At 66.8% G+C, this 25,509-nt stretch carries 28 protein-coding genes; 19 read left to right on the top strand and 9 right to left on the bottom strand.

The genetic code is table 11. From position 1 onward, the window contains the following. The first annotated feature begins 203 nt into the window (after positions 1–203). From E7V67_018605 to maiA, 3 genes are all read left to right on the top strand, one after another. Positions 204–1,448, top strand: a complete 1,245-nt coding sequence (locus tag E7V67_018605; GenBank protein ID WUR11701.1) for an ROK family transcriptional regulator — start codon at positions 204–206, stop codon at positions 1,446–1,448. 165 nt (positions 1,449–1,613) lie between these two features. Beyond that, positions 1,614–2,642: a fumarylacetoacetate hydrolase family protein gene (locus E7V67_018600; protein ID WUR11700.1), complete on the top strand. Its 1,029-nt coding sequence runs from the start codon at positions 1,614–1,616 to the stop codon at positions 2,640–2,642. After that, the gene (maiA, locus tag E7V67_018595; GenBank protein ID WUR11699.1) at positions 2,639–3,280 is read left to right on the top strand and encodes a maleylacetoacetate isomerase; all 642 of its coding nucleotides are present in this window, start codon (positions 2,639–2,641) and stop codon (positions 3,278–3,280) included. The genes E7V67_018600 and maiA overlap by 4 nt, the downstream gene beginning before the upstream one ends. Positions 3,281–3,312: 32 nt before the next feature. On the opposite strand, the gene E7V67_018590 is transcribed toward maiA, so the two are convergent. Next, positions 3,313–5,091, bottom strand: coding sequence for a GGDEF domain-containing protein (locus E7V67_018590; GenBank protein WUR11698.1), 1,779 nt, complete (start codon positions 5,089–5,091; stop codon positions 3,313–3,315). A 216-nt stretch (positions 5,092–5,307) separates the two neighbouring features. Between E7V67_018590 and E7V67_018585 the strand changes: the two genes are divergently transcribed. The 12 genes from E7V67_018585 (at position 5,308) to E7V67_018530 (ending at position 14,108) form a co-directional block, all read left to right on the top strand. After that, the gene (locus E7V67_018585) at positions 5,308–5,724 is read left to right on the top strand and encodes a hypothetical protein (GenBank protein ID WUR11697.1); all 417 of its coding nucleotides are present in this window, start codon (positions 5,308–5,310) and stop codon (positions 5,722–5,724) included. 231 nt (positions 5,725–5,955) lie between these two features. After that, the gene (iscR, locus tag E7V67_018580; GenBank protein WUR11696.1) at positions 5,956–6,432 is read left to right on the top strand and encodes a Fe-S cluster assembly transcriptional regulator IscR; all 477 of its coding nucleotides are present in this window, start codon (positions 5,956–5,958) and stop codon (positions 6,430–6,432) included. 18 nt (positions 6,433–6,450) lie between these two features. Then, positions 6,451–7,716, top strand: coding sequence for an IscS subfamily cysteine desulfurase (locus E7V67_018575; GenBank protein WUR11695.1), 1,266 nt, complete (start codon positions 6,451–6,453; stop codon positions 7,714–7,716). A gap of 33 nt (positions 7,717–7,749) precedes the next feature. Beyond that, entirely contained in the window at positions 7,750–8,133 is a 384-nt protein-coding gene (iscU, locus tag E7V67_018570; protein ID WUR11694.1) for a Fe-S cluster assembly scaffold IscU, read from the top strand. A gap of 43 nt (positions 8,134–8,176) precedes the next feature. After that, a complete protein-coding gene (gene iscA / locus E7V67_018565) occupies positions 8,177–8,500 on the top strand; it encodes an iron-sulfur cluster assembly protein IscA (GenBank protein WUR11693.1) in 324 nt (107 codons plus the stop codon). A gap of 13 nt (positions 8,501–8,513) precedes the next feature. After that, positions 8,514–9,029 carry a Fe-S protein assembly co-chaperone HscB gene (hscB, locus tag E7V67_018560; GenBank protein ID WUR11692.1) on the top strand — a complete coding sequence of 172 codons (516 nt, stop codon included), beginning with the start codon at positions 8,514–8,516 and terminating at the stop codon, positions 9,027–9,029. A gap of 46 nt (positions 9,030–9,075) precedes the next feature. Further along, positions 9,076–10,956 carry a Fe-S protein assembly chaperone HscA gene (hscA, locus tag E7V67_018555; protein ID WUR11691.1) on the top strand — a complete coding sequence of 627 codons (1,881 nt, stop codon included), beginning with the start codon at positions 9,076–9,078 and terminating at the stop codon, positions 10,954–10,956. A gap of 36 nt (positions 10,957–10,992) precedes the next feature. After that, complete coding sequence (fdx, locus tag E7V67_018550; GenBank protein ID WUR11690.1) at positions 10,993–11,334, top strand: ISC system 2Fe-2S type ferredoxin; 342 nt, start codon at positions 10,993–10,995, stop codon at positions 11,332–11,334. A 9-nt stretch (positions 11,335–11,343) separates the two neighbouring features. Next, positions 11,344–11,538 (top strand): Fe-S cluster assembly protein IscX, encoded by a 195-nt coding sequence (gene iscX / locus E7V67_018545; GenBank protein ID WUR11689.1) that lies wholly within the window; start codon positions 11,344–11,346, stop codon positions 11,536–11,538. Beyond that, a complete protein-coding gene (locus E7V67_018540) occupies positions 11,525–12,418 on the top strand; it encodes an SAM-dependent methyltransferase (GenBank protein WUR11688.1) in 894 nt (297 codons plus the stop codon). The genes iscX and E7V67_018540 overlap by 14 nt, the downstream gene beginning before the upstream one ends. Then, complete coding sequence (gene ltaE, locus E7V67_018535; protein ID WUR11687.1) at positions 12,415–13,425, top strand: low-specificity L-threonine aldolase; 1,011 nt, start codon at positions 12,415–12,417, stop codon at positions 13,423–13,425. The genes E7V67_018540 and ltaE overlap by 4 nt, the downstream gene beginning before the upstream one ends. 2 nt (positions 13,426–13,427) lie before the next feature. Further along, on the top strand, positions 13,428–14,108 hold the full coding sequence (locus E7V67_018530; GenBank protein ID WUR11686.1) for an RNA pseudouridine synthase: 681 nt from the start codon (positions 13,428–13,430) through the stop codon (positions 14,106–14,108). Positions 14,109–14,186: 78 nt separating this feature from the next. Here the strand turns inward: E7V67_018530 and E7V67_018525 are convergent, their stop codons facing one another. The 5 genes from E7V67_018525 to E7V67_018505 are packed head-to-tail and all read right to left on the bottom strand — an operon-like array spanning position 14,187 to position 16,811. Beyond that, positions 14,187–14,498, bottom strand: coding sequence for an HNH endonuclease signature motif containing protein (locus E7V67_018525; GenBank protein WUR11685.1), 312 nt, complete (start codon positions 14,496–14,498; stop codon positions 14,187–14,189). 37 nt (positions 14,499–14,535) lie between these two features. Continuing rightward, positions 14,536–15,066: an RDD family protein gene (locus E7V67_018520; GenBank protein WUR11684.1), complete on the bottom strand. Its 531-nt coding sequence runs from the start codon at positions 15,064–15,066 to the stop codon at positions 14,536–14,538. After that, entirely contained in the window at positions 15,053–15,832 is a 780-nt protein-coding gene (locus tag E7V67_018515) for a DUF3106 domain-containing protein (protein WUR11683.1), read from the bottom strand. The genes E7V67_018520 and E7V67_018515 overlap by 14 nt, the downstream gene beginning before the upstream one ends. Before the next feature lie 2 nt (positions 15,833–15,834). Further along, positions 15,835–16,245 (bottom strand): DUF3619 family protein, encoded by a 411-nt coding sequence (locus E7V67_018510; protein ID WUR11682.1) that lies wholly within the window; start codon positions 16,243–16,245, stop codon positions 15,835–15,837. After that, positions 16,242–16,811: an RNA polymerase sigma factor gene (locus E7V67_018505; protein WUR16311.1), complete on the bottom strand. Its 570-nt coding sequence runs from the start codon at positions 16,809–16,811 to the stop codon at positions 16,242–16,244. The genes E7V67_018510 and E7V67_018505 overlap by 4 nt, the downstream gene beginning before the upstream one ends. 499 nt (positions 16,812–17,310) lie before the next feature. Between E7V67_018505 and E7V67_018500 the strand changes: the two genes are divergently transcribed. The 3 genes from E7V67_018500 to ilvC are packed head-to-tail and all read left to right on the top strand — an operon-like array spanning position 17,311 to position 20,596. Continuing rightward, positions 17,311–19,032 carry an acetolactate synthase 3 catalytic subunit gene (locus E7V67_018500; GenBank protein WUR11681.1) on the top strand — a complete coding sequence of 574 codons (1,722 nt, stop codon included), beginning with the start codon at positions 17,311–17,313 and terminating at the stop codon, positions 19,030–19,032. Position 19,033: 1 nt separating this feature from the next. Beyond that, entirely contained in the window at positions 19,034–19,525 is a 492-nt protein-coding gene (gene ilvN / locus E7V67_018495; GenBank protein WUR11680.1) for an acetolactate synthase small subunit, read from the top strand. Between the two features lie 51 nt (positions 19,526–19,576). Continuing rightward, the gene (ilvC, locus tag E7V67_018490) at positions 19,577–20,596 is read left to right on the top strand and encodes a ketol-acid reductoisomerase (protein ID WUR11679.1); all 1,020 of its coding nucleotides are present in this window, start codon (positions 19,577–19,579) and stop codon (positions 20,594–20,596) included. A 195-nt stretch (positions 20,597–20,791) separates the two neighbouring features. On the opposite strand, the gene E7V67_018485 is transcribed toward ilvC, so the two are convergent. The 3 genes from E7V67_018485 to E7V67_018475 are packed head-to-tail and all read right to left on the bottom strand — an operon-like array spanning position 20,792 to position 23,109. Beyond that, complete coding sequence (locus E7V67_018485; GenBank protein WUR11678.1) at positions 20,792–21,541, bottom strand: LytTR family DNA-binding domain-containing protein; 750 nt, start codon at positions 21,539–21,541, stop codon at positions 20,792–20,794. Then, on the bottom strand, positions 21,538–22,629 hold the full coding sequence (locus E7V67_018480; protein ID WUR11677.1) for a histidine kinase: 1,092 nt from the start codon (positions 22,627–22,629) through the stop codon (positions 21,538–21,540). Before E7V67_018480 ends, E7V67_018485 begins: the two co-directional genes overlap by 4 nt. An 18-nt stretch (positions 22,630–22,647) precedes the next feature. Further along, on the bottom strand, positions 22,648–23,109 hold the full coding sequence (locus E7V67_018475; protein WUR11676.1) for a nuclear transport factor 2 family protein: 462 nt from the start codon (positions 23,107–23,109) through the stop codon (positions 22,648–22,650). Between the two features lie 196 nt (positions 23,110–23,305). Here E7V67_018475 and E7V67_018470 point away from each other — a divergent pair, with 196 nt between their 5' ends. Further along, positions 23,306–25,489 (top strand): ATP-binding protein, encoded by a 2,184-nt coding sequence (locus tag E7V67_018470; GenBank protein ID WUR11675.1) that lies wholly within the window; start codon positions 23,306–23,308, stop codon positions 25,487–25,489. The last annotated feature ends 20 nt before the right edge of the window (positions 25,490–25,509 follow it).

Here is a 25,509-nt window from a genome sequence, read left to right as displayed (position 1 = left end):
TATGCCGCTGTAATTAATAAATCAAGTTCTCTTATTTAGTCGCCGGGCTCCAGCGTCGCGTTGCAACAACAGCAAGCTCGGCATTTGTGCCGTTGCCGCCGTGCTGGTCCGCTGGCTGCCCCGACATTGCCAACCCTGGGCCGTTCGTGCAGACTCGCGTCTTGCCAGACCATCACTCATCGCGCCACGCAGGAGCCGTACCTATGCAGCAATCACCCCGCTCCGCCGCCATCTCGCAGGAGGCGGTCGCCGACAATCTACGTCCGCGTGGATCGAACCAGACCGGCATGCGCCAGTTCAACGAGCGCGTCGTGCTGCAGGCGATCCGCCTGCATGGCAGCCTGCCGAAGGCCGATCTGGCGCGGCTCACCACCTTGAGCACGCAGACGGTGGCGCTGATCATCGCGCGCCTGCACGACGACGGCCTGGTCATGAAGCTCGAGCCCTTGCGCGGCAAGATCGGCCAGCCGTCGGTGCCGATCGCCTTGCGCCCCGATGGCGCGTTTTCGATCGGCGTCAAGATCGGCCGCCGCAGCCTGGACGTGTTGCTGCTCGATTTCGCCAACACGGTGCGCATGCGTTACTCAGAGGCCTATGCGTTTCCCGCACCGGATACGGTGTTCCAGGCGATCGCGGAGCAGGTCCGCGCGATGCAGGCCGCACTGGCACCGGACTTGCGCAGCCGCATCCTCGGCATCGGCGTGGCGGCACCGCTGTCGCTGGACAGCTGGCAGGAATTGATGGGGGTGGCGCCAGCGCAGGGCAGCAGCTGGCGGCAGCTCGACATCGCCCGTCGCATCGAGGCCGATACCGGGCTGCCGGTGATGTTCGCAAAAGATACGGCCGCCGCCTGCGTGGCCGAACTGGTGGCTGGCCGGGGGCGCAGCATCAAGAGTTTTCTGTACCTGTTCGTCGATACCTTCATCGGCGGCGGACTGGTCATCGACAGCAACCTGTATGCCGGCCTGCACGGCAACGCCGGCGCGATCGGTTCGCTGCCGGTGGGCGTGGCGGCGCCGGGCGGCGGCGCGCCAGCGCAACTGCTGTCGACTGCCTCGTTGCTGGGGCTGGAGCGGCTGTACCAGGCGGCGGGACTGGACCCGGCGGCGGCCTACGACGAGCGCGCCACCCAGGCCCCCTGGGCCGAGTACAGCGTGCGCTGGGCCAGCCAGGCGGCGGGGGCGATCGCGATGGTGGTCACCAGCGCCAGCTGCATGCTCGATCCGGAAGGGGTGATCGTCGACGGCTCGTGCAGCCGTGCGCTGCTCGAACTGCTGATGGCGGCGCTCGGCGAGGCGCTGGAGCGCTACAACTGGGAGGGCGTGCAGCGCCCGCCGGTGCATGCGGGCATCATCGGTTCCGATGCCCGCGCCCTGGGCGGCGCGCTGCTGCCGCTGTACGCCAATTTCGCACCGGACCCGGAGCTGTTCCTCAAACTGGAGGCGTGAGCGGCGGCCTTGCGCGGCGCGCGCCGACCGCTTGCCACGAAGCCGTTCGCGCGACCGGATGCGACGGGGATTTATTGAAATGTATGATAAATCGCGGCAAAAATATCGTTTGTGTAATAGCCGCGCAGGGGGCTTAATAGCGGCACCTCATTTACGGACACTTCGATGAAATTAGCGACCCTGAAAAACGGCAAGCGCGACGGCCAGCTGGTCGTCGTCAGCCGCGACCTGCGCCTGTGCCAGCCCGTTCCCGCCATCGCCGCCACCCTGCAGGCCGCATTGGACGACTGGGACAACGTCGCGCCCCAGCTCGAGCGCGCCTATGCCGCGCTGAACGCCGGCGACGCGGCCGGCGCCCAGCCATTCGACGAGGCGGCCTGCCACTCGCCGCTGCCGCGCGCTTACCAGTGGGCCGACGGCTCGGCCTACATCAACCACGTGGAGCTGGTGCGCAAGGCGCGCAACGCGGAAGTGCCGGCCTCGTTCTACACCGACCCGCTGATGTACCAGGGCGGCTCGGACAGCTTCGTCGGTCCGCGCGACCCGATCTACGCGCTGTCGGAAGAGTGGGGCATCGACCTGGAAGCGGAAGTGGCGGTGGTCACCGGCGACGTGCCGATGGGCGCCACGCCGGAACTGGCCGCGCGCGCCATCCGCCTGGTCATGCTGGTCAACGACGTCTCGCTGCGCAACCTGATCCCGAACGAGCTGGCCAAGGGCTTCGGCTTCTTCCAGTCGAAGCCGGCCAGCGCGTTCTCACCCGTTGCCGTCACGCCCGACGAGCTGGGCGCGCACTGGCAGGACAACAAGCTGCGCCTGCCGCTGAACGTCGACCTGAACGGCAAGCCGTTCGGCCGCCCGAATGCCGGCGAGGACATGACGTTCAGCTTCGCCCAGCTGGTGGCGCATGCGGCCACGACGCGCGAGCTGGGCGCCGGCACGATCATCGGCTCCGGCACCGTGTCGAACAAGCAGGGCAGCCTGCATGGCTCGTCGGTGGAAAACGGCGGCGTGGGCTATTGCTGCCTGGCCGAAGTGCGCATGTACGAGACCATCGAAGGTGGCGCGCCGAAGACGCCGTTCCTGAAGTTCGGCGACAGCGTGCGCATCGCGATGCAGGACGCGGCCGGCCACAGCATCTTCGGCAGCATCGACCAGGTGGTGCGGCCCTACGGCGAAAAAGGCCAGGCATGAAGCTGTACACCTACTTCCGCAGCTCGGCCGCGTACCGCGTGCGCATCGCGCTGAACCTGAAGGGCCTGGCCTACGACGCGGTACCGGTGCACCTGCTGCGCGGCGGCGGCGAGCAGCGCCAGCCGGCCTACCGGGCCGTCAATCCGGGCGGCCTGATTCCCGCGCTGATCGATGGCGACGTCACGCTGACGCAATCGCTGGCCATCATCGAGTACCTGGAAGAGATGCATCCGGTGATGCCCTTGCTGCCGCAGGACGCGGCGGGCCGGGCGCGCGTGCGCGCGCTGGCGCTGACCATCGCGGCGGACACGCACCCGCTGACCAACCTGCGCGTGCTGCAGCACCTGATCGGGCCGCTGGGCCTGGGCGAGGACGCCAAGACGGACTGGTACCGCCACTGGACCGGGGCGGGGCTGGCGACGCTGGAAGCCTTGCTGGCGCAGGGAGAGACCGGACGCTTCTGCCATGGCGACACGCCCACGCTGGCCGACTGCTGCCTGGTGCCGCAGGTGTTCAACGCGCAGCGCTTCAATATCGACCTGGCGCCGTACCCGAACGTCGCGCGCATTCACGCCACCTGCGCCGACATCCCGGCGTTCCAGGCGGCCCACCCGTCGGCCCAACCGGACGCCGAGTAAGTCCGACCGGCGCGAGGGTCAGGGCAGGCGCATCAAGGCAGGATATCGCAGGGCTGCGTGGCGCGGATCACGCGGTTGCGCCCGGATTTCTTGCCGCGGTAGAGCGCCTTGTCGGCCCTGACCAGCAGGGCCGACGGCGAATCGTCCGCGCGCGCGGCGGCCACGCCGATCGTCACCGTCAGCACGACGTCGCTGCCGTCGCCGGCCGGCAGCCGGATGGCGCTGGCCGCCTCGCGCAGGCGCTCGGCCGCGACGGCGGCCACGGCCTCGTCGGTCTCCGGCATCAGCACGACGAATTCCTCGCCGCCGAAGCGGGCCGCCATGTCGATCGTGCGCAAGGACGCCGTCAGCAGGTTGGCCATCGCCACGATGGCGCGGTCGCCCACGTCATGGCCGAACGTGTCGTTGATGCGCTTGAAGTGGTCGATGTCGACCATCAGCAGCGCCAGCGGGTGCTGGAAGCGGCGCGCCCGTTCCAGCTCGGCCGCGATGGCGTCCGTCATCTTGCGCCGGTTGGCGATGCCCGTCAGCGGGTCGGTCGTGGCCAGCTGCTCCAGCTTGGTGTTCGCCATCAGCAGTTCCAGCGTACGCTGCAGCACGCGGTCTTCCAGGTTGTTGCGCTCGTCGTGCAGGTCGGCCAGCGTGCGGCGGCGGTCGCGCAGGGCCACGACGAGTGCCGTGATCAGCGCGCCCTGCACGACGATCAGGGTCAGCCCGGCGATGATCTGCCAGCGATACAGGTCCCAGATATTGTCGGGCCGGTTGACCAGCGTGGCCTCGGGCGGGATCGCCCCCAGGCCGAAGCGGCGCACGGTGGGGTGGTCGAAATGGTAGCCCTGCACGTTGCCCATGTCGGCCGGCTGGCCCAGCATGATGCGGGCGATCACGCGGCCGATGCGTTCGCCGCTGACGACATAGCCGCCCACGATCCCCGGCAGCACCAGCGACTGCAGGCTGGTGAAGATCGGCGCATTGCTGGCCGCGGCCAGCCGGCGCGCCAGCGCGGGCGGCGGCATGCGCGCGCCGCTGGGGTCCTGGCCCGTTGGCAGCAGGAACACGGCGGTGCGCCGGTCCAGGCCCGCCACCAGCGTCTCCAGCTGGGCGAACGTGTCGCGGTCGTGGTATTCGAAGGCGATGCGGCCTTCGTGCGGCGCGGCGGCCACGCGCACGTCGGCCAGCCACTGGCGCACGCGCGGCGACTGGTCGCCGATGACGACGATCTTGCGCACCCACGGCGCGACCTGCGGAATGATGCCGATGGCACGGGCGAAGTCGGGTTGCACTTCGAGTCCGGTGCCGTCGTCCGGCTGCCAGTCGTGGCGGCCGTGGTTGACGTAGTAGCGCGGCACGCCGGGGAACAGGTCCGGATGGTCGTTGAGGAAGCGGGTCGCGACCTGGTTCTCGGCGATCACGGCGTCCAGCTTCACGTCCACGTATTTGCTGCGCAGGTAGGGCGCCATGGCGGCGCGCGCGGCACCCTCGCCGACGCGGTTGGCATCGAAGCGCTCCTCGAAAATGCCGGGGCCGACGGCCCAGTTGTTGCGTCCCAGTTCTTCGTACACGCCCTTGTGCACCAGCCGCTGCCAGACCGAGACGGAATCGGCGCCGAGCGAATACAGCACCAGCACCCGGCGGTCGGTCGGCGCACCCTCCGGCGCGACCGCCGCGGCCAGCGGCAGCACGATGGCCAGCCATCCCGCCAGCGCGCACGCCAAGGCGCGCATGACCCGGGCGCGCGCGTGCGCCCCCATGCCGCGCAGGCAAAGGAAGCGGGACAGCGGCACGGCAGCGTGCGCGATGGAAGTGGACATGGGATCGTGGTCAGGACGGAAGCGGCTTTTGCTCGCCGGAAAGTGTAACACGATTCATTTATCGAAATGCAATCCTCGTGGCAACTCTGCAACAGGAATGTCAAACATGACATTTCCCGGCGCGTTGTCCAGCGCCGTTATTGTCGTGTACGTTTGACAAGGCCTGGCCCCGGCGGGATACTCGATTTTCTCACGCCAGATCATCCTTTCGATGCCATGCTGACGCCGCCGTCCACGCTGCCATTTCCGATACGCAAGGAGTGCCCGCCCGGCGCCTGCGACTGCCGCCGCGAGCTGTTGCTGGACGATCCGCAGGCCGACCTGCGCGTGCTGCGCCTGACCAGGGAAGAGGAAAAGCGGCTGATCGAGCGCATCGAGGCCATCGCCAGCTATGCCGAGCTGCTGCGCATCGGCCAGCGCCTGGAGGAGCAACTGGGCATCCGCGTGACGATCGCACCGGGCCCGAACGAAGTGCGCACCGTGCGCAGCTTCGTCATCGACATCGCCACCGTGCCCGGCCTGTGCCGCAAGACGCGCCAGGCCATTCCCGCCGCCATCCGGCGCTGCCTGGAAAGCCGTCCCGAGATCGCCTTTGCCATCCTGGATGCCCATGACCTGCTGGGGCGGGGCTGACGGCTGCAGGCATCGGCGGATTCCGATATAATCGCGCGTTGGGCTTGAGTAAGCCCGAGGGTGCCTGTCCCCGGCGCCTCCCCTTCTTGGCCGTCTCCGGCAAGCCTTTCAGGACTCTGTTATACTTGACTAAATCGATCAACTAATCAGGTTTTGATTGGTTGCCGAGCACGAGTTTTTACCCGAATTCAACAGTTCACTTGAGCTCGTCTGAACTCAACCGAGGTTGTGATGCGTCTGACTACCAAAGGCCGTTTTGCCGTGACTGCGATGATTGACCTGGCCATGCGCCAGGGCAAGGGTCCCGTCACGCTCTCTGGCATCAGCCAGCGCCAGGCCATATCGCTGTCCTACCTGGAACAGCTGTTCGGCAAGCTGCGCCGGCACGAGATCGTGGAGTCGATCCGCGGTCCGGGCGGCGGCTACAGCCTGGCCCGCCGCGCCGACAAGGTGACGGTGGCCGACATCATCATCGCCGTCGATGAGCCGCTCGATGCGACGCAATGCGGCGGCAAGGAAAACTGCCATGGCGCCGACCACGCCACCGGCGCCCGCTGCATGACCCACGAGCTGTGGGCCACGCTGAACGAAAAGATGGTCGACTACCTGGACTCGGTCTCGCTGCAGGACCTGGTCGACCAGCAGAGACAGAAAAACGCCGAGCAGAACGTCGTGGTCATGCACCGCAACCACGCCGCCCTCGGATAAACCCTTTGGAGTAACAAGATGAACGCCCCAGAAAAGAACGTCGCCAAGGTGGCCCCGGTCGAGTTTCACACCGCGCCGCACTTCCCGATCTACATGGACTACTCGGCCACGACGCCGATCGACCCGCGCGTGGCCGACAAGATGATTCCCTACCTGCGCGAGCAGTTCGGTAATCCGGCCTCGCGCAGCCACATGTACGGCTGGACGGCGGAAGCGGCCGTCGAGGAAGCGCGCGGCCACGTGGCGGCACTGGTCAACGCCGACCCGCGCGAGATCATCTGGACCTCCGGCGCCACCGAGAGCAACAACCTGGCGATCAAGGGCGCGGCGCACTTCTATAAAACCAAGGGCAAGCACATCGTCACCGTCAAGACGGAGCACAAGGCCGTGCTGGACACCGTGCGCGAACTGGAACGCCAGGGCTTCGAGGCGACCTACCTGGACCCGCAGGACAACGGCCTGATCACGATCGAGCAGCTGGCCGAGGCCGTGCGGCCGGACACGATCCTGGTCTCCGTCATGCTGGTCAATAACGAGATCGGCGTGATCCAGCCGGTCAAGGAGATCGCCGCCTTCTGCCGCTCCAAGGGCATCATCTTCCATTGCGACGCGGCCCAGGCCACCGGCAAGGTCGCGATCGACCTGCAGGACCTGAAGGTCGACCTGATGACGTTCACGGCGCACAAGACCTATGGCCCGAAGGGCGTGGGCGCGCTGTACGTATGCCGCAAGCCGCGCGTGCGCATCGAGGCGCAGATGCACGGCGGCGGCCATGAGCGCGGCCTGCGTTCGGGCACGCTGCCGGTGCACCAGATCGTCGGCATGGGCGAGGCGTTCCGCCTGGCCAAGGTCGAGATGGATGAAGAGATCGCGCGCATCAAGGCGCTGCGCGACCGCCTGGCTTCGGGCCTGCAGGAAATCGAAGAGGTCTACATCAATGGCGACATGGACCACCGCGTGCCGCACAACCTGAACGTCAGCTTCAACTACGTGGAAGGCGAGTCGCTGATCATGGCCGTCAAGGACCTGGCCGTGTCGTCCGGTTCGGCCTGCACCTCGGCCAGCCTGGAGCCGTCCTACGTGCTGCGCGCGCTGGGCCGTTCCGACGAACTGGCGCACAGCTCGATCCGCTTCACGATCGGCCGCTTCACGACCGAGGCGGACATCGACTTCGCCGTGGACCTGATGAAGTCCAAGGTCGGCAAGCTGCGCGAGCTGTCGCCGCTGTGGGACATGTTCAAGGAAGGGATCGATATCAACTCGATCCAGTGGGCCGCGCACTAAGCGCCCCGTCACAATCACATCAGGAGTATCAAAATGGCTTACTCGGAAAAAGTTCTCGACCACTACGAAAACCCGCGCAACGTGGGCGCCTTTGAAAAGGGCGACGAAAGCGTCGGCACGGGCATGGTGGGCGCTCCGGCCTGCGGCGACGTGATGAAGCTGCAGATCAAGGTTGGCGCGGACGGCGTCATCGAAGACGCGAAATTCAAGACCTACGGCTGCGGCTCGGCCATCGCTTCGAGCTCGCTGGTGACGGAATGGGTCAAGGGCAAGACGCTGGACCAGGCCCTGTCGATCAAGAATACCCAGATCGCCGAAGAGCTGGCGCTGCCGCCGGTGAAGATCCACTGCTCGATCCTGGCCGAAGACGCGATCAAGGCCGCCGTGCAGGACTACAAGGCCAAGCACTCGGCCTAAAGGGTGGGGCCGGCTCGGCCCCGTCAGCATCAGGAGGAAAAGTATGGCAATCACGTTGACCGAAAAAGCTGCGAAGCACATCAACCGCTACATCGAACGGCGCGGCAAGGGCATCGGCCTGCGCTTCGGCGTGCGCACGACCGGCTGCTCGGGCCTGGCCTACAAGCTGGAGTACGTGGACGAAGTGGCCGACGACGATCACGTCTTCGAATCGCATGGCGTGAAGGTCTTCGTCGATCCGAAAAGCATGCCGTACATCGACGGCACGGAGCTGGACTTCGCCCGCGAAGGCCTGAACGAAGGCTTCAAGTTCAACAACCCGAACGAAAAAGACGCCTGCGGCTGCGGCGAAAGCTTCCGCATCTGACGTCGCCACGACTGTGCAAAACCACTTCGAGCTCTTCAACCTGCCGCAACGCTTCGCGCTCGACGGCGCCGCGCTGGACGCGGCCTACCGCGACGTGCAGTCGCGCGTGCACCCCGATAAATTCGTCAACGCCACCGATGCCGAGAAGCGCGTGGCGATGCAGTGGGCCACGCGCGCCAACGAGGCCTACCAGACCCTGAAGAACCCGCAGAAGCGCGCCCAGTACCTGTGCGAGCTGCACGGCGTGGACCTGCAGACGGAGTCGAACACGGCGATGCCGATGGCCTTCCTGATGCAGCAGATGGAGTGGCGCGAGGAACTGGCCGAGGCGCGTGCCGGCAAGGATGCCGACCTGCTCGACAAGCTGGATGGTCAACTGCGCGCCGCCCGCAAGGAGCAGCTGCAGGTCATCGAGGCCCAGCTGGACGGCGGCGACTACCACGCCGCCGCGCAGGGCGTGCGCGCGCTGATGTTCCTTGAAAAATTTGGCGAAGAAGTGCGCTTCGCCTTCGACGCGATCGAAGCGTAATTCCCAGGCACGGCGCGCCCGCGCCCACAACAAGAACAGGTTTCACATGGCTCTCCTGCAAATTTCCGAACCCGGCATGTCGACGGCGCCGCACCAGCACCGGCTGGCGGTGGGTATCGACCTGGGCACCACCAACTCGCTGGTGGCGACCGTGCGCAGCAGCATTCCCGAAGTGCTGAACGACGAGGACGGCCGGCCGCTGCTGCCGTCCGTGGTGCGCTACCTGCCGAACGGCCATGCCCACATCGGCTACAAGGCGCAGGCCGCGCAGACCACCGACCCGAAGAACACGGTGGTTTCCGTCAAGCGTTTCATGGGCCGCGGCCTGAAGGACATCGCCTACGCCGAGAACCTGCCATATGATTTCGTCGATGCCCCCGGCATGGTGCAGCTGAAAACGGTGGCCGGCGTCAAGAGCCCCGTCGAGACCTCCGCCCAGATCCTGGCCACGTTGCGCCAGCGCGCCGAGGATGCGCTGGGCGATGACCTGGTCGGTGCCGTGATTACCGTGCCGGCGTATTTCGACGATGCGCAGCGCCAGGCGACCAAGGACGCGGCCCAGCTGGCCGGCCTGAACGTGCTGCGCCTGCTGTCCGAGCCGACCGCCGCTGCCATCGCCTATGGCCTGGACAATGCGTCCGAAGGCCTGTTTGCCGTCTACGACCTGGGCGGCGGCACGTTCGACATCTCGATCCTGAAACTGTCCAAGGGCGTGTTCGAAGTGCTGTCCACCGGCGGCGATTCCGCGCTGGGCGGCGACGACTTCGATCACCGCCTGTTCTGCTGGATCCACGAGCAGGAGAAGCTGGCGCCCCTGAACGACGAGGACACCGCCGTGCTGATGGTCAAGGCGCGCGAGGCCAAGGAACTGCTGTCGACGAAAGCGGAAGTGACGGTCGACGCGATCCTGTCCTCCGGCGAGGAAGTGCACCTGAAGATCACGGCCGAGAAGTTCGCCGAGATCACCAAGCACCTGGTCGCCAAGACGATGAACGCGGTGAAGAAGGCGCTGCGCGATGCGAACATCGACGCGGACGACATCGACGGCGTCGTCATGGTCGGCGGCGCCACGCGCATGCCGCACGTGCAGCGCGCCGTGGGCGAATACTTCCACACCATCCCGCACGCCAACATCGATCCGGACAAGGTGGTGGCGCTGGGCGCCGCCATCCAGGCCAACCTGCTGGCGGGGAACCGCGCGCCGGGCGACGACTGGCTGCTGCTGGACGTGATCCCGCTGTCGCTGGGCATCGAGACGATGGGCGGCCTGGTGGAAAAAATCATCCCGCGCAACTCGACGATCCCGTGCGCCCGCGCCCAGGAGTTCACCACGTTCAAGGACGGCCAGACCGCGCTGGCGGTGCACGTGCTGCAGGGCGAACGCGAGCTGGTGGCCGACTGCCGCTCGCTGGCGCGCTTCGAGCTGCGCGGCATCCCGCCGATGGCCGCCGGCGCGGCGCGCATCCGCATCACCTACCAGGTCGATGCCGACGGCTTGCTGTCGGTCTCGGCGCGCGAGTTGCGCTCGAACGTGGAAGCGTCGATCACGGTCAAACCGTCCTACGGCCTGGGCGACGACGACGTCGCGCGCATGCTGCAGGATTCGTACGCCTCGGCCGAGACGGACATGAAGGCGCGCGCGCTGCGCGAGGAGCAGGTCGAGGCGGAACGCATCCTGCTGGCCACCCAGGCCGCGCTGGACGAGGATGCCGCGCTGCTGTCGGACGAGGAACGCGCCGCCGTCGATGCACTGATGGCGCGCACCCGCGAGATCGTGGCGCAGTCGCAGGCCGGCACGGTGGATCACACGGCCGTCAAGGCGGCGGTGGAAGCGCTGGCGCACGGCACCGAGGAATTCGCGTCGCGCCGCATGGACCGCAGCGTGCGCAGCGCGCTGGCCGGCAAGGCGCTGGACCAGGTGGCGTAAGCGTCGCCACAACATATAAAACAACAGAGGTAACAAGTGCCACAAATCGTCATCCTGCCCCACGCCAAGCTGTGCCCCGAGGGCGCCGTGATCGAAACGCCAGCCGGCAAGTCCGTCTGTGACGTCCTGCTGGAAAACGACATCCATATCGAGCACGCCTGCGAAAAATCGTGCGCCTGCACCACCTGTCACGTGATCGTGCGCGAAGGCTTCGATTCGCTGAACGAGGCGACCGATACGGAAGAAGACCTGCTGGACAAGGCCTGGGGCCTGGAAGCGCAGTCGCGCCTGTCGTGCCAGGCGATCGTGGCCGACGAGGACCTCGTCGTCGAGATCCCGAAATACACGATCAATCACGCCAGCGAAGGCGGGCACTGAGGAGCTGCCATGAAATGGACCGACATCACGGCGATCGCCGAGGCGCTGTACGACAAGTACCCGAACCTGGACCCGACGTCCATCCGCTTCACGGACCTGCACAACTGGGTCGTCACGCTGGAAGGCTTCGACGACGACCACAAGCGCGGCGGCGAGAAGATCCTCGAGGCCATCCAGCAGGCTTGGATCGATGAAGCGCAATAACAAGTCTGCCGCCGCACCGCTGCCGAGCACCGTGACCGACATCCCGGAAATCAAGCCGGGCCAGTCGGTCGCGCTGCTGCAGGAGCTGCACATCCTGACGCGCGACGGCAAGCTGAACCAGGACAGCCGGCGCAAGCTGAAACAGGTCTATCACCTGTACCAGTTCATCGAGCCGCTGCTGCAGGACGTGCGCGCCGAGAAGGGCGCCGTGTCGCTGGTCGACCATGGCGCCGGCAAGTCCTACCTGGGCTTCATCCTGTACGACCTGTTCTTCAAGGGGCTGGACGACGGCTCACATATCTACGGCATCGAAACGCGCGAGGAGCTGGTGCAGCGTTCGCGCGAGCTGGCCGCGAAGTTCGGCTTTGCCGGCATGTCGTTCCTGCCGCTGTCGGTGGCCGAATCGACCACGTCGTCCGAACTGCCCGAGCAAATCGACATCGTCACCGCGCTGCACGCCTGTAACACGGCCACCGACGATGCCATCGACTTCGCGCTGAAGAAGCGCGCCAAGCACATGGTGCTGGTGCCGTGCTGCCAGGCCGAAGTGGCCTCGGTGCTGCGCAAGAACAAGGGCCGTGACCTGGGCAGGAGCGCGCTGACGGAAATCTGGCGCCACCCGATCCACACGCGCGAATTCGGCAGCCAGGTCACCAACGTGCTGCGCTGCCTGCAGCTGGAGGCGCACGGCTATCAGGTCAACGTGACGGAACTGGTCGGTTGGGAGCACTCGATGAAGAATGAACTGATCATCGCGACGTACAAGAACCTGCCGCGCCGCCGTCCGACGGAGCGCCTGCAGGAAGTGCTGCACACGGTCGGCCTGGAAGAGCTGGGCCACCGCTTCTACGCCGAACAGCTGGCCGAAAGCGCGCAATGAGCTGGATCGACCTGCGCAGCGACACGGTCACGCAGCCTTGCGCCGCGATGCGCGCGGCGATGGCCGCGGCACCGGTCGGCGACGATGTGTATGGCGACGACCCGACCGTCAACCGCCTGCAGGAGCTTGCTGCCGAGCTGCTCGGCTTCGAGGCCGCGCTGTTCGCGCCATCCGGCACGCAAACGAACCTGATCGCGCTGCTGGCCCATTGCGGCCGCGGCGACGAATACCTGGTGGGCCAGGAAGCGCACACCTTCCGCTACGAGGGCGGCGGCGCGGCGGTACTGGGAAGCATCCAGCCGCAGCCCATCGCCAACGGCCCGGACGGCTCGCTGGCGCTGGCCGACATCGCCGCACAGATCAAGCCGCGCGATATCCACTTCGCCCGCACCAGGCTGCTGGCGCTGGAAAACACCATCGGCGGCCGCGTGCTGCCGCGCGAATACGTCGCTGCCGCGACGGCGCTGGCGCACGAACGCGGCCTGGCCACGCACCTGGACGGCGCCCGCATCTGCAATGCCGCCGTCCAGCAGGGCATCAGCCTGCGCGACGCGGTGGCCGGTTTCGACAGCGTCTCCGTCTGCCTGTCGAAGGGCCTGGGCGCGCCGGTCGGCTCCGTGCTGTGCGGCTCGCGCGCATTCATCGAGGAAGGCAAGCGCTGGCGCAAGATGCTGGGCGGCGGCATGCGCCAGGCCGGCGTCATCGCCGCCGCCGGCCTGTACGCGCTGGAACACAACGTGCAGCGCCTGGCCGAGGACCACGCCAACGCCGCGTTCCTGGCCGGCGCGCTGGCGCGCATCGACGGCCTGGCCGTCAGCACGCCGCAAACCAACATCTTCTACGTCGACGTGCCGCCCGAGCATTGCGCCGGGCTGGCCGAAGCGCTGGCCACCGCGCGCATCCGCGTGTCGATGGCGCCGCGGCTGCGTCTCGTCACGCACCTGGACGTCACGCGCGCGCAGCTGCAAACCGTGGCCGACGTTTTCACCACTTACTTCAAGAACTGACCATGAGCGATACCGATACGATCCGCCTCTCGAAACGGGTGGCGGACATGGTGCCGTGTTCGCGCCGCGAGGCCGAGCTGTACATCGAAGGCGGCTACGTCCAGGTGGACGGCGTCGTCGTCGAGGAACCAGGTGCCCGCGTCACGCCTGCGCAGGCAGTCGCGCTGGCGCCGGATGCGACTTTGCTGGAAATCGCGCCCGTCACGATCCTGCTGCACAAGCCGGCCGGCGCCGACCCGTTCTCCTGCCTGCTGCCGGAGGCGCGCAATGCGCAGGCGGCCAAGGAGCGTTTCCTGAAGCGCCATGTGCACAACCTGACCCAGGCGCTGCCGCTGGAGTACGCAGCGAGCGGCCTGTTCGTGTTCACCCAGGACCACCGGGTGGCGCGCAAACTGGTGGAGGAGGGCGACAAGGTGGAGCAGGAGATCATCGTCGACGTGCGCGGCGCGATCTTTGACAACGGCCTGGCCCAGCTGAACCAGGGCGCGACGAAAGTGAGCTGGCAGAACGAAGGCCGGCTGCGCTTTGCCGTCAAGGGCCCGAAGCCGAGCCAGATCGACAGGATGTGCAAGGCCGTGGGCCTGACCCCGGTCGCGCTGAAGCGCCTGCGCATCGGTCGGCTGTCGATGGCCGGGCTGGCGGTGGGCGAGTGGCGCTATCTGCAGGGCTTCGAGCGGTTCTAGAAATGTAGAGAAACCCGGCGGTGACAGGCACCTATCTGCGGGTCGCCGACCCGCAGATAGGTGCCTGTCACCATGGGTCTAGCGCCGCTTCTTGGCATTCGACGTCGCCGTCGATGTATAAAACCCCGGCGGCTTCTTCGCCACCCAGTCGATAAACGTACGAATCTCCTCGTGCGCCTGCAGCGATTCCCAGGTGTGATACGTCTTGAACAGCTCGCGTTCCGTGAACACGGAATGGATCTTGCGGTGGCAGATCTTATGGATGGGGAACTGGGTCTTGCCCTTGAAGGTGCGCGGCACCAGGTGGTGCCGGTCGATGTTTTCCGTGCCCAGCGGGCGGCCGCACAAAGGGCAGAGTGGTTCGGTCGGGCTGTCGTCGGGGCGCTTCATCCGCTCCAGATGGCGGCAGCTGGAGCCGCTTGCAAGATCAGGCCGCGGCCTTGACCCGCTTTTCCGGCTTGGGCAGCTGCACCAGCCGCGTGCCGGCGATCCGGTCGTGCAGGAACTGGCGGTCGCGGTCCAGCAGTGCCGTCAGCGACCACGCGACGACGCCGGCGACCAGCACGCCGATGGCCTGCCAGCGGTGCAGGTCGAAAGCCAGGCACACGGCGGCGGCCGGCAGTACCCACAACCAGCACAGCAGGTAGCGCAAGGTGGCGACGCGCGGCGGCACCGCCGCGCCGTCCGGCATTTGCAGGCGGATACGCCAGGTCTGCATGGCCAGCGTCTGGCCCTTGCGGGTCCATTGATGGATGAAGTAGGCGCCCAACACGAGGAAGGCCAGGGCCTGGCGCATGTGCTCGACGGCCGGCGCATGGCTGGCCTTGACGAGCATCTCGAACACGAGGAAGGGCAGGAACAGCACGGCAAAGCCCAGCAGCAGTTCATACACCATCGAGATCAGCCGGCGGCCGATGGCCGGCACGCCGACCGGCGCGGTCAGGTTATTTGCCGGCATTGGCGGGAGCGTTCTGCGCCGGCGGCGTGGGTGCCGGCGGGGTGACGATGGCGGACGGCGTCACGGCACCTTCCAGCGGATAGACGATCTCTGGCTGCGCGGGCGCGCTGACGGGGGCAGGCGGCGGCACGGGCACGGGCACCGGCACGGGGGCGGGTTGGGCCGCCACGGGCGGCGGCACGACCGACGGCAACACGCTCGGATGCTGCTTGATCGGCTGCGGCGTCTTGGCCAGGATCTGCTTCGGTGTCGGCGGCCTGGCGGCCTGCGGCTTCTTGGCGGCGGCGGCATCGGCCAGCTTGCGCTTCTCTTCCTCCGGCAACAGCAGGTACTGCTCCCACTGCGCGGCCTTCTTGCCGCCCATGATCTTTTGCGCGCGCGCGTAGTTTTCGCGCACGGCCTTGCGCTCTTCCGGCGTCAGATCCACCCATTCGCGCATGCGCGCGTGCACCCGTTGCTGCTCGGCCGGTTTCATCGATTCGAAACGGCCGGCGATCTCCAGCCATTTCTGCTTGCGCACCGGGCCCAGGTCTTCCCAGCCCTTTTTCAGCGGTTCGAGGGCGCGCTGCTGCGCCGGCGTCAGGTCCTGCCAGCGTTTTTCTGCCGCGTCGGTGCCGAGCAGCGGGATCGACGACGCCGAGGCGGCGCTGCCCGCGGGCGCGCCGGCCGGCTGGCCGCGCAATCCGACCCAGGCACCGATGGCGATGACGAGCGCAACAGCGGCGGCGCCGCCCAGCACCCACGTGCGACCGCGAACTCGCGCCATCCTTATTGCTCGCGCGTCTCGAGATAGGCGTTGAAGCCGTGGTCCAGGTAGGCCGACAGGGGCAGCTCATCCGACAGCACGGCCGCGTCCAGCTCGGCCAGTTCCTGGATCGACTGCTGGTGTTCGTACTGGTAGACGCCGACCATGCCGCCCACGATCAGCAGCAGCGGCAGCACGACGCTGAAGCGGCTCAGCCAGGCGACCGGGTCGGCGAACATGCCGCTGCCGCCGCCAGCGGTGGCCGTGGCGGTGGCCGTGCGCGTGACGCGCACCTCGACGTGGGCCTTCTTGCGCGCCAGCGCCGCCTTGCGGGCGGCGGCCAGGCGGTCGGTGGTGGCGGACGGCAGGTCGTCCAGCGTTTCGTTCAGGGCGTGCCGTACGCGGTAAGCGAAATTGATGTCTTCGGTGTTCATAATTTGATTCCCTTGGCTTTGAGCGATGCTGCGAGGGTGTGAGTCGCCCGTGAGCAATGGGTTTTCACGCTCCCTTCGGAACACCCCATGGCCGCCGCCGTCTCTGCCACATCCATATCCTGCCAGTAACGCATAAGGAACGCCTCCCGTTGACGCGCGGGGAGCTTTTGTACTTCGTCTTCAATGACTTGCAGTACTTGCATGCGCTCGACCTGATCGGCGCTCGATTCCGCCGCCTGGCTGCCGTGTTCGGCTTCGTAGCTTTCAAGTATATCAAAATCTTCATGTTCCTCCTGGGAATTGCCAAGCCCGGAAAACAGGCTGACCCAGGTGTTGCGCACTTTTTCGCGCCGGAAGAAATCGAGGATGGTATTTTGCAGGATGCGCTGGAACAGCATCGGCAACTCGGCGGCCGGCTTGTCGCCGTACTTCTCGGCGAGCTTGATCATCGCGTCCTGCACGATGTCCAGGGCCACTTCATCCCTGCGGACCGCATACACCGCCTGCTTGAACGCACGCCGCTCGACGCTTTCGAGAAAGTCGGAGAGTTCTTTGTCTGTTGCCATTGAGGTGGTGCTGCGTGTTGTCGCCGTCGAGGTCTTAAACCTGCGCATCCTAGCAAAAAAGCCGTGTTTCCGCAGGTTTTTGACGTTTTCGGCCCATCCTTTGCACCAGAATGCGGCCAGGAATGGGCCCTTCATGCGAAAAACGCGATTGTTCTTGACCAAAATGGTGCAACGCAGTACCGTATGGAACGCTTTGCACACCACGAAGCGCCCTGGTCCCTCGTTATCGGCACACAACGCCCTGGCGACCGACCCGCTTTCTCTTTGTCAGCAGTTTGCTCTAACCCGCGCCACAAGCGCGAGAGGTCAGCCGAACCGTTGCAGAAACTCAAGCCAAACGAGTTGCGTTAAGCGACCGTCTTGCACCTCACTACGGTTGGGGGAAGAGGCGGCGTGACCGCAGAAAGAAGGGGGCGCTTGATGTGACTGCAATGCGACGCTTACTTCGCCAGGCTCGAGCATCCGTTCAATCTCCTATGGACCTTGAAAGGAATGTTTCATGAATACCGAAGCAGCAATCACAGGCGCCGAGATCCTCGTGCGTTGCCTGGCTGAAGAGGGCGTCGAGCACGTCTTCGGCTACCCTGGCGGTGCCGTCCTCTATATCTACGACGCGATCTTCAAGCAGGACAAATTCCAGCACATCCTCGTGCGGCACGAACAGGCCGCCGTCCACGCCGCCGACGCCTATTCGCGCAGCTCGCAGAAGGTCGGCGTCGCCATCGTCACCTCCGGCCCTGGCGTCACCAATGCCGTCACCGGCCTGTCGACCGCCTACATGGACTCGGTGCCGATGGTCGTCATCTCCGGCCAGGTGCCCAGCCATGCCATCGGCCAGGACGCGTTCCAGGAATGCGACACCGTCGGCATCACCCGCCCCGTCGTCAAGCACAACTTCCTCGTGAAGGACGTCAAGGACCTGGCGGAAACCGTCAAGAAGGCCTTCTACATCGCCCGCACCGGCCGCCCCGGCCCCGTGCTGGTCGACATCCCGAAGGACATCTCGATGCACAAGCACGTGTACTCGTATCCGAAGGATATCGAGATGCGTTCCTACCGTCCGGTCGACAAGGGCCACTCGGGCCAGATCCGCAAGGCCGTGCAGCTCTTGCTGTCGGCCGAGCGCCCGATGATCTACACGGGCGGCGGCGTGATCCTGGCGAACGCCCACAATGAACTGAACAAGCTGGTCGAGCGCCTCGGCTTCCCCGTCACGAACACGCTGATGGGCCTGGGCGGCTCGCGCGCCTCGTCCGACCAGTGGGTGGGCATGCCCGGCATGCACGGCACCTACGAGGCAAACATGGCGATGCAGCACTGCGACGTGCTGATCGCGATCGGCGCCCGTTTCGACGACCGCGTGATCGGCAACCCGAAACACTTCGCGTCGAATCCGCGCAAGATCATTCACGTCGACATCGACCCGTCCTCGATCTCCAAGCGCGTCAAGGTCGACATCCCGATCGTCGGCAACGTCAAGGACGTGCTGGTCGAGTTCCTGGCGCAGCTGGAGGCGGCCGATCACCGTCCCAACGCGGCGCACCTGTCGAAATGGTGGGGCCAGATCAGCGAATGGCGCGGTCGCGAGTGCCTGAAGTACACCAACTCCGACCTGGTCATCAAGCCGCAGTCGGTGGTCGAGAAGGTCTACCAGATCACCAACGGCGACGCCTTCATCACGTCCGACGTGGGCCAGCACCAGATGTGGGCGGCCCAGTACTACAAGTTCGACAAGCCGCGCCGCTGGATCAATTCCGGTGGCCTGGGCACGATGGGCGTGGGCCTGCCGTATGCGATGGGCGTGCAGATGGCGAACCCCGACGCGACGGTGGCCTGCATCACGGGCGAAGGGTCGATCCAGATGTGCATCCAGGAGCTGGCCACGTGCAAGCAGTACCACCTGACGCCGAAGATCATCCTGCTCAACAACCGCTTCCTCGGCATGGTGCGCCAGTGGCAGCAGCTCGACTACGGTTCGCGCTATTCCGAGTCCTATATGGATTCGCTGCCGGACTTCGAGAAGCTGGCCGAGGCCTATGGCCACGTCGGCATGCGCATCGAAAAACCGGGCGATGTCGACGGCGCGCTGAAGGAGGCCTTCGCGATGAAGGACCGCCTGGTGTTCATGAACTTCATTACCGACCAGAGCGAAAACGTTTGGCCGATGGTGCAGGCCGGCAAAGGCCTCTCCGAAATGCTGCTTGGCTCGGAGGACCTCTGATATGCGACACATCATCTCCGTATTGCTGGAAAACGAAGCGGGCGCGCTGTCCCGCGTCGTGGGCCTGTTCTCCGCCCGCGGCTACAACATCGAAACGCTGACGGTCGCGCCGACCGAGGACTCGACCCTGTCGCGCATGACGATCGTCACCAGCGGCTCGGACGACATCATCGAGCAGATCACCAAGCACCTGAACCGCCTCATCGAGGTGGTGAAGGTGGTGGACCTGACCGAAGGCCAGCACATCGAGCGCGAGCTCATGCTGATCAAGGTGCGGGCGGTCGGCAAGGAGCGCGAGGAAATGAAGCGCACCGCCGACATCTTCCGCGGCCGCATCATCGACGTGACGGAAAAGACGTACACGATCGAGCTGACCGGCGCCAAGTCCAAGCTGGACGCGTTCATCGACGCCATCGACCGCGCCTCGATCCTGGAAACCGTCCGCACGGGCGGCTCCGGCATCGGCAGGGGCGAGCGGATCCTCAAGATCTGAGCATCCGCCAACAACACATAGACGATTCACACAAAATACTTAGGAACGACCATGAAAGTTTTCTACGACAAAGACGCTGACCTCTCCCTCATCAAAGGCAAGAACGTTGCCATCATCGGCTACGGTTCGCAGGGCCACGCGCACGCGCAGAACCTGTCCGAGTCCGGCGTCAACGTCACCGTCGGCCTGCGCAAGGGCGGCGCTTCGTGGAGCAAGGTGGAGCAGGCCGGCCTGAAGGTCGCGGAAGTGGACGAGGCGGTGAAAGCCGCCGACGTCATCATGATCCTGCTGCCGGACGAGAACATCGCCCAGGTCTACAACGAGAACGTCGCGCCGAACGCCAAGCAGGGCGCCGTGCTGGCCTTCGCCCACGGCTTCAACGTGCACTACGGCCAGGTGGTGCCGCGCGAAGACCTGGACGTCATCATGGTCGCACCGAAGGCGCCGGGCCACACCGTGCGCATATACACCTACAAGCAGGGTGGCGGCGTGCCGCACCTGATCGCCGTGCACCAGGATAAATCGGGCATCGCCCGCGAGATCGCGCTGTCGTACGCTTCCGCCAACGGCGGCGGCAAGGCCGGCATCATCGAGACCAACTTCCGCGAAGAGACCGAGACCGACCTGTTCGGCGAACAGGCCGTGCTGTGCGGCGGCACCGTGGAACTGATCAAGGCCGGTTTCGAGACGCTGGTGGAAGCGGGCTACGCGCCGGAGATGGCGTACTTCGAGTGCCTGCACGAGCTCAAGCTGATCGTCGACCTGATCTACGAAGGCGGCATCGCCAACATGAACTACTCGATCTCGAACAACGCCGAATACGGCGAGTACGTGACGGGTCCGAAAGTGGTCACGTCGGCCACCAAGGAAGCGATGCGCCAGTGCCTGAAGGACATCCAGACGGGCGAATACGCCAAGTCCTTCATCCTGGAGAACAAGGCCGGCGCCCCGACGCTGATCTCGCGCCGCCGCCTGACGGCCGAGCACCAGATCGAGGAAGTGGGCGCCAAGCTGCGCGCGATGATGCCGTGGATCGCCAAGAACAAGATGGTCGACAAGTCGAAGAACTGATCGCAGAATCGATTGCCCCCTGCACCACGAAACGGCCCTGCGGGGCCGTTTTTTTTCGCCCCCAACGCGTGATATTTCGACCCAAAGCCAAAGACCGGGGTCAGACCCGCCGGGTCTGACCCCAGCTCTCTGCTTCTGGGTGCGAAAATGTGAGCGGCCTGAATGCCTGACCTTATGTCGGCACGGGCCGGGCCATCAGGCCGGGTTGCGTTGCTGGCGTTCCAGCGCCGCCAGCAGCGCGTCGATATAGGTGCGGCTGGCGCGCAGCGCAGTGCCGTCGCGCAGGCGCAGGATGGCGTCGCGGTTGCCCAGCGTGCGCAGCTCGCTGACCAGGTCCAGCTGGACGATGGCCGAGCGGTGTACGCGCAGGAAGCGCGACGGGTCGAGCAGGGCGGTCAGCCGGTGCAAGGGCTCCCGCACCAGGTATTCGCGCTCGCCCACGTGCAGCGTGGCATAGTCGCCGCTGGCCTCGATCCATGCCACGTCCTCCACCGCCACGAACAGCAGGCGGCTGCCGTAGCGCACCGTGAAGCGCGCCAGCCACGGCGCTGGCGCGACCTGCGTCGCCACGACCTGCCGGCGCATGGCCAGCGCCTGGCGCGCGCGCTGCAGCGCTTCGGCGAAGCGGTCCTCGTCCACGGGCTTCAGCAGGTAGTCGACCACGTTCAGCGCAAACGCCTGCACGGCGAACTGCTCGTACGCCGTCAGCAGGATCGTGACGGGACGTTGCGCCGCCGGCAGCGCGGCCAGCAGCGCCATGCCGTCCAGCGCCGGCATCTCGACGTCGAGGAACAGCAGGTCGGGCGGCCGTGCGGCGATGGCGGCCAGCGCGCTGGCGCCATCGCCATGTTCACCGATCACTGCCACATCCGGCACGCCACGCAGCCGCGCCAGCACGCCGCTGCGTGCCAGCGGTTCGTCGTCGATCACCAGCGCGCGCATCATGCCGCGCGTATCCATGCGGTGGCGGTGGCGGTGGCGGCGTCGCGCCGCAGCGGCAGCTCGATGTCCACTGTGTAGCTGCGGCCTGCTTCGTGCCGCGCCAGGAAGCGGTGGCGCTCGCCGTACAGGCGCGCCAGCCGCTCGGCCACGTTGCGCAGGCCGACCCGGTGCGAGTCGGTGGCGGCGTCCGCCGCCAGGACGTCATTGGTCAGTGCGATGTGCAGCACGTCGCCGCGTGCGGCGATCTTCAAGGCCAGCGCGCCACCTTGCGCCGCCGGCGCGATGCCATGGCGGACCGCGTTCTCCACCAGCGGCTGCAGCAGCAGGCAGGGTACTTGGGCGTCGAGGATGCCGGGGCCGACGTCCAGCGCGATGCGCAGCCGTTCGCCCAGGCGCGCCTTCTCGATCTCCAGGTAGCTTTCCGTCAGCGCCAACTCGTCCGCCAGCGCGTGTTCGTGCGCCTGACCGGTGGCCAGGGTGGCGCGCAGCAGGTCCGCCAGCTGCACGATCATGCGGTTGGCATCGCGGTCGCGCCCCGTCGTCACCAGCGCGGAGACGGCGTTCAGGGTATTGAACAGGAAGTGCGGCTGCAGCTGGTAGCGCAGCGCGCGCAGTTCGGCCTCGCGCTGGGCCACCAGGGCTTCGGCGGCGCGCGCGCGTTCGGCCGTCAGCGCGGCGTGGTAGGCGACGACGGCGTGCGTCGCGCAGAACGCGATCAGCGGCAGCCAGCAGCCGTCCATGCCGGCCAGGATGTCGTGCCATTTGTAGTGGTCGTAGCGGCCCAGGTGGATCGACAGGGTCTGCCCCAGTACGTTGTTCAGCGCCGACATCAGGTAGGTCGCGGCCAGCATGGCCGGCGTCATGGCCCAGGCGGCCCAGCCGCGCCGCCACAGCAGCCGCTGCAAGGCGGCGGTCGGCGCGAGCCATGCGAGGAAGGTGCAGAAGAACAGCGTGCGATAGCTCAGCGAGTGGCCGTGGCCGATGTCCGGCAGGCCGAGGATGGCGATGCACAGCGAGATCGGCACGCCGGCCAGCAGCGGCACGTGAAAGGGCAGGGCGGCCAGCCGGGCCGGTTCGAAACGAGGCGACATCGCCAGATTGTAGCCGCGTCAGCCCAGCGAGAACACCATCGAACTGATCTTCCAGCCCTGTTCCGTCTTCACCAGGTGCCAGGACTCGCTGCCCTTATTGGTTACCTTGTCGTTCTCGACGAAGTCGAAATCGAAGTAGACCGTGCCGATGCTGCCATTGCTGAAGATGCGCACATTGTAGAAGCGCTCCTCGACCTTGGCCTTGGTGGTGCCGACGAAGCGCGCGAAATCGCGGTAGTTGGACGCGCGCACGCGCGGCCGGCCCTCGACCCGCCGCGCCTCGCTGGCCACCACCAGCCAGCTGTTGTCGGCCGGGAGGAACAGCGCTTCCAGGCCGGCCTGGTCGCGCGCGACGATGGCGGCCTGGAAGGCCTGCACGACGGCATTGATGTCGGCGACAGCCTGGGGGTTGTCCTGCGCCCGGGCGGTGGGCAGGTGCAGTACGGCGGACAGCAGGGCGACGGCGATCAGGCGCAACATGGCAGCTCCTTCAAATGATGAAATGACAATGTAGCGTGGTCGACTGCCCGGGGCACGGCCGCTGCGGCCAGCCGGTTGCCGGGTGCGGTGAACCGCGTACAGCCGAGTTTGTCCATGACAACTGTGCAACATTTCCAGTGCTGCGCTAGAATGCCCGGCTGGCCCATGCATCCGCACGGGCGTTTGCTTTCTACTCATGCGTATCCGGAACCGTCTGCTGTTGCTGATCCTGTCGATCCTGGTGCCGGCCTTCGCCATCGCGTCGGTCGCGGTCTGGTACGTCTACAAAGAACAGCGTGCCGCCGACGTGGCGGGCATGCAGGAGGCGGCGCGGGCGCTGGCGCTGCTGGCCGACCGCGAACTGCAGACGAAGGAAGCGGTGCTGCGCACGCTGGCCGCCTCGCCTGCGATGCAGGCCGGCGACCTGGCGGCCGTCTACCGCCACGCGCGCGCTCTGATGCCGCCGGCGGATGGCACCATCGTCGTGCACGACCTGGCCGGGCGCCAGCTGTTCAACACGCGCCAGCCCTACGGCAGCCCGCCGGCCCAGGGACGCTCGAATCTGATGACGCTGCGCCAGGCGGCCGGCCCGCATGCCACCGTGGTATCCGACCTGTTCCACGCGCCGGTCGGCAAGCGCTACGACGTGGCGCTGCAGATACCGGTCTTCGTCGGCGACGCCTTGCGCTGCTACCTGTCGATGGGCATGACCGTCGAGCGCATCGCGCCATTGCTCGGGCAGCAGGGTGTGCCAGCCAACTGGGTGGTGTCGCTGCTGGACCGGCGCGGCAGCGTGATCGCGCGCAGCCGCGACGCCTCGCGCTACATCGGCCGCCAGGTCAGCCCCGGCCTGCGCGCAAGCATCGCGGCCAGCCCGGCCGGCATGCACCAGGGCGTGCGGCTGGATGGCACCCCCACGTTCGCGTTCTACAGCCGCGCGCCGATGTCCGGCTGGACGGTCGTGATGAGCGTGCCGGTCGCCGAGATGCGCCGCCCGGCCTTCGTCGCGGCCGCCGGCCTGGGCCTGCTGGTGACGGTCGTGCTGCTGCTTGCCGTCGGCGCGGCGCGGGTCTACGCGCGCGGTACCGCCGCCCCCATCGAACAACTGCGCCTCGCCGCCGAACGGCTGGGCCGGGACGAGCCGGTCGCGCCATTCGCCTCGGGCGTGGCCGAAGCCGATGCCGTCAGCGCGGCGCTGGCCGACGCCAGCGCGCGCATCCGCGACAGCAAGGCGCACCTGGAGCGGCGCGTGGCGGCAGCGGTGGCGGCGGCCGAACGGGCGCAGCGCGCGCTGCTGCAAGGCCAGAAGCTGGAAGCGCTGGGGCGCCTGACGGCCGGCATCGCGCACGACTTCAACAACATCCTGCAGACCCTGTCCGGCGCGCTGCAGCTGATCGGGCTGACGGACGACCGCGCCCGTGTGCAGGCGCTCGCCGCCACCTGCCAGAAGGCGATCGGGCGGGCCACCACGCTGACGGGGCAGATGCGCGCGTTCGGCACGGTGCAGGATGCACGCCTGGAGACGATCCAGCCCGACCGGGTGCTGGAAAGCACGCTGCCGATGCTGCGCAGCGCGTTACCGGGCACGGTGCAGGTGGAGCTGGACGTCGCGCCTGGGCTGTGGCCGGTGACGATCGATCCACTGCAGCTGGAGCTGGCGTTGCTGAACCTCGTCATCAACGCGCGCGACGCGATGCCGGACGGCGGCCGGCTGCACCTGGCCATGCACAACGAGCAGCTGGTGGAAGACACCCAGGGGCTGGCGCCGGGGCCGTACGTGCGTATCGAACTGCGCGACAACGGCACGGGCATGGCGCCGGAAACCCTGGCGCGCGCGCTCGAGCCCTTTTTTACGACCAAGCCGCTGGACAAGGGCACCGGCCTGGGCCTGCCGCAAGCCTACGCCTTCGCCACCCAATCGGGCGGTACGCTCACCTTGCAGAGCGCCCTCGGCGCCGGCACGACGGCGACGATCCGGCTGCCGCGCGGCGCTGGCGAGAACGCCGTGCCGCCGGAGGGCGCCGGCACGGCGGGTGGCGCGACGGGGCCGGTCCTGTTCGTCGACGACGACCCGCTGGTGCGGGCGACGATGGTGGAAGCGCTGACGGTGGCCGGCTTCGACGTCACGGCGGCGGCCAGCGGCGACGAGGCGCTGGCCCGGCTGGAAGCGGGCTGCCCGGTGCGGCACGTGGTGTCGGACATCGTCATGCCGGGTACCCTCGATGGGGTCGGGCTGGCGAAAGTCGTGGCCGAGCGCTTCCCCGAGATACGGGTGGTGCTGGCCACCGGGCATACCGAGCGGCGCGTCAGCCTGCCGGGTGTGCGGCTGCTGGCCAAGCCTTACGATCTGGCGCAGTTGTTTGCGGCGTTGGAGGCGTAGCCCATGGTGGCAGGCGCCGC

The organism is [Empedobacter] haloabium, assembly GCA_008011715.2.
Taxonomy (GTDB): domain Bacteria; phylum Pseudomonadota; class Gammaproteobacteria; order Burkholderiales; family Burkholderiaceae_D; genus Rugamonas; species Rugamonas haloabia.
This window is presented reverse-complemented; position numbering and strand designations above follow the sequence as displayed.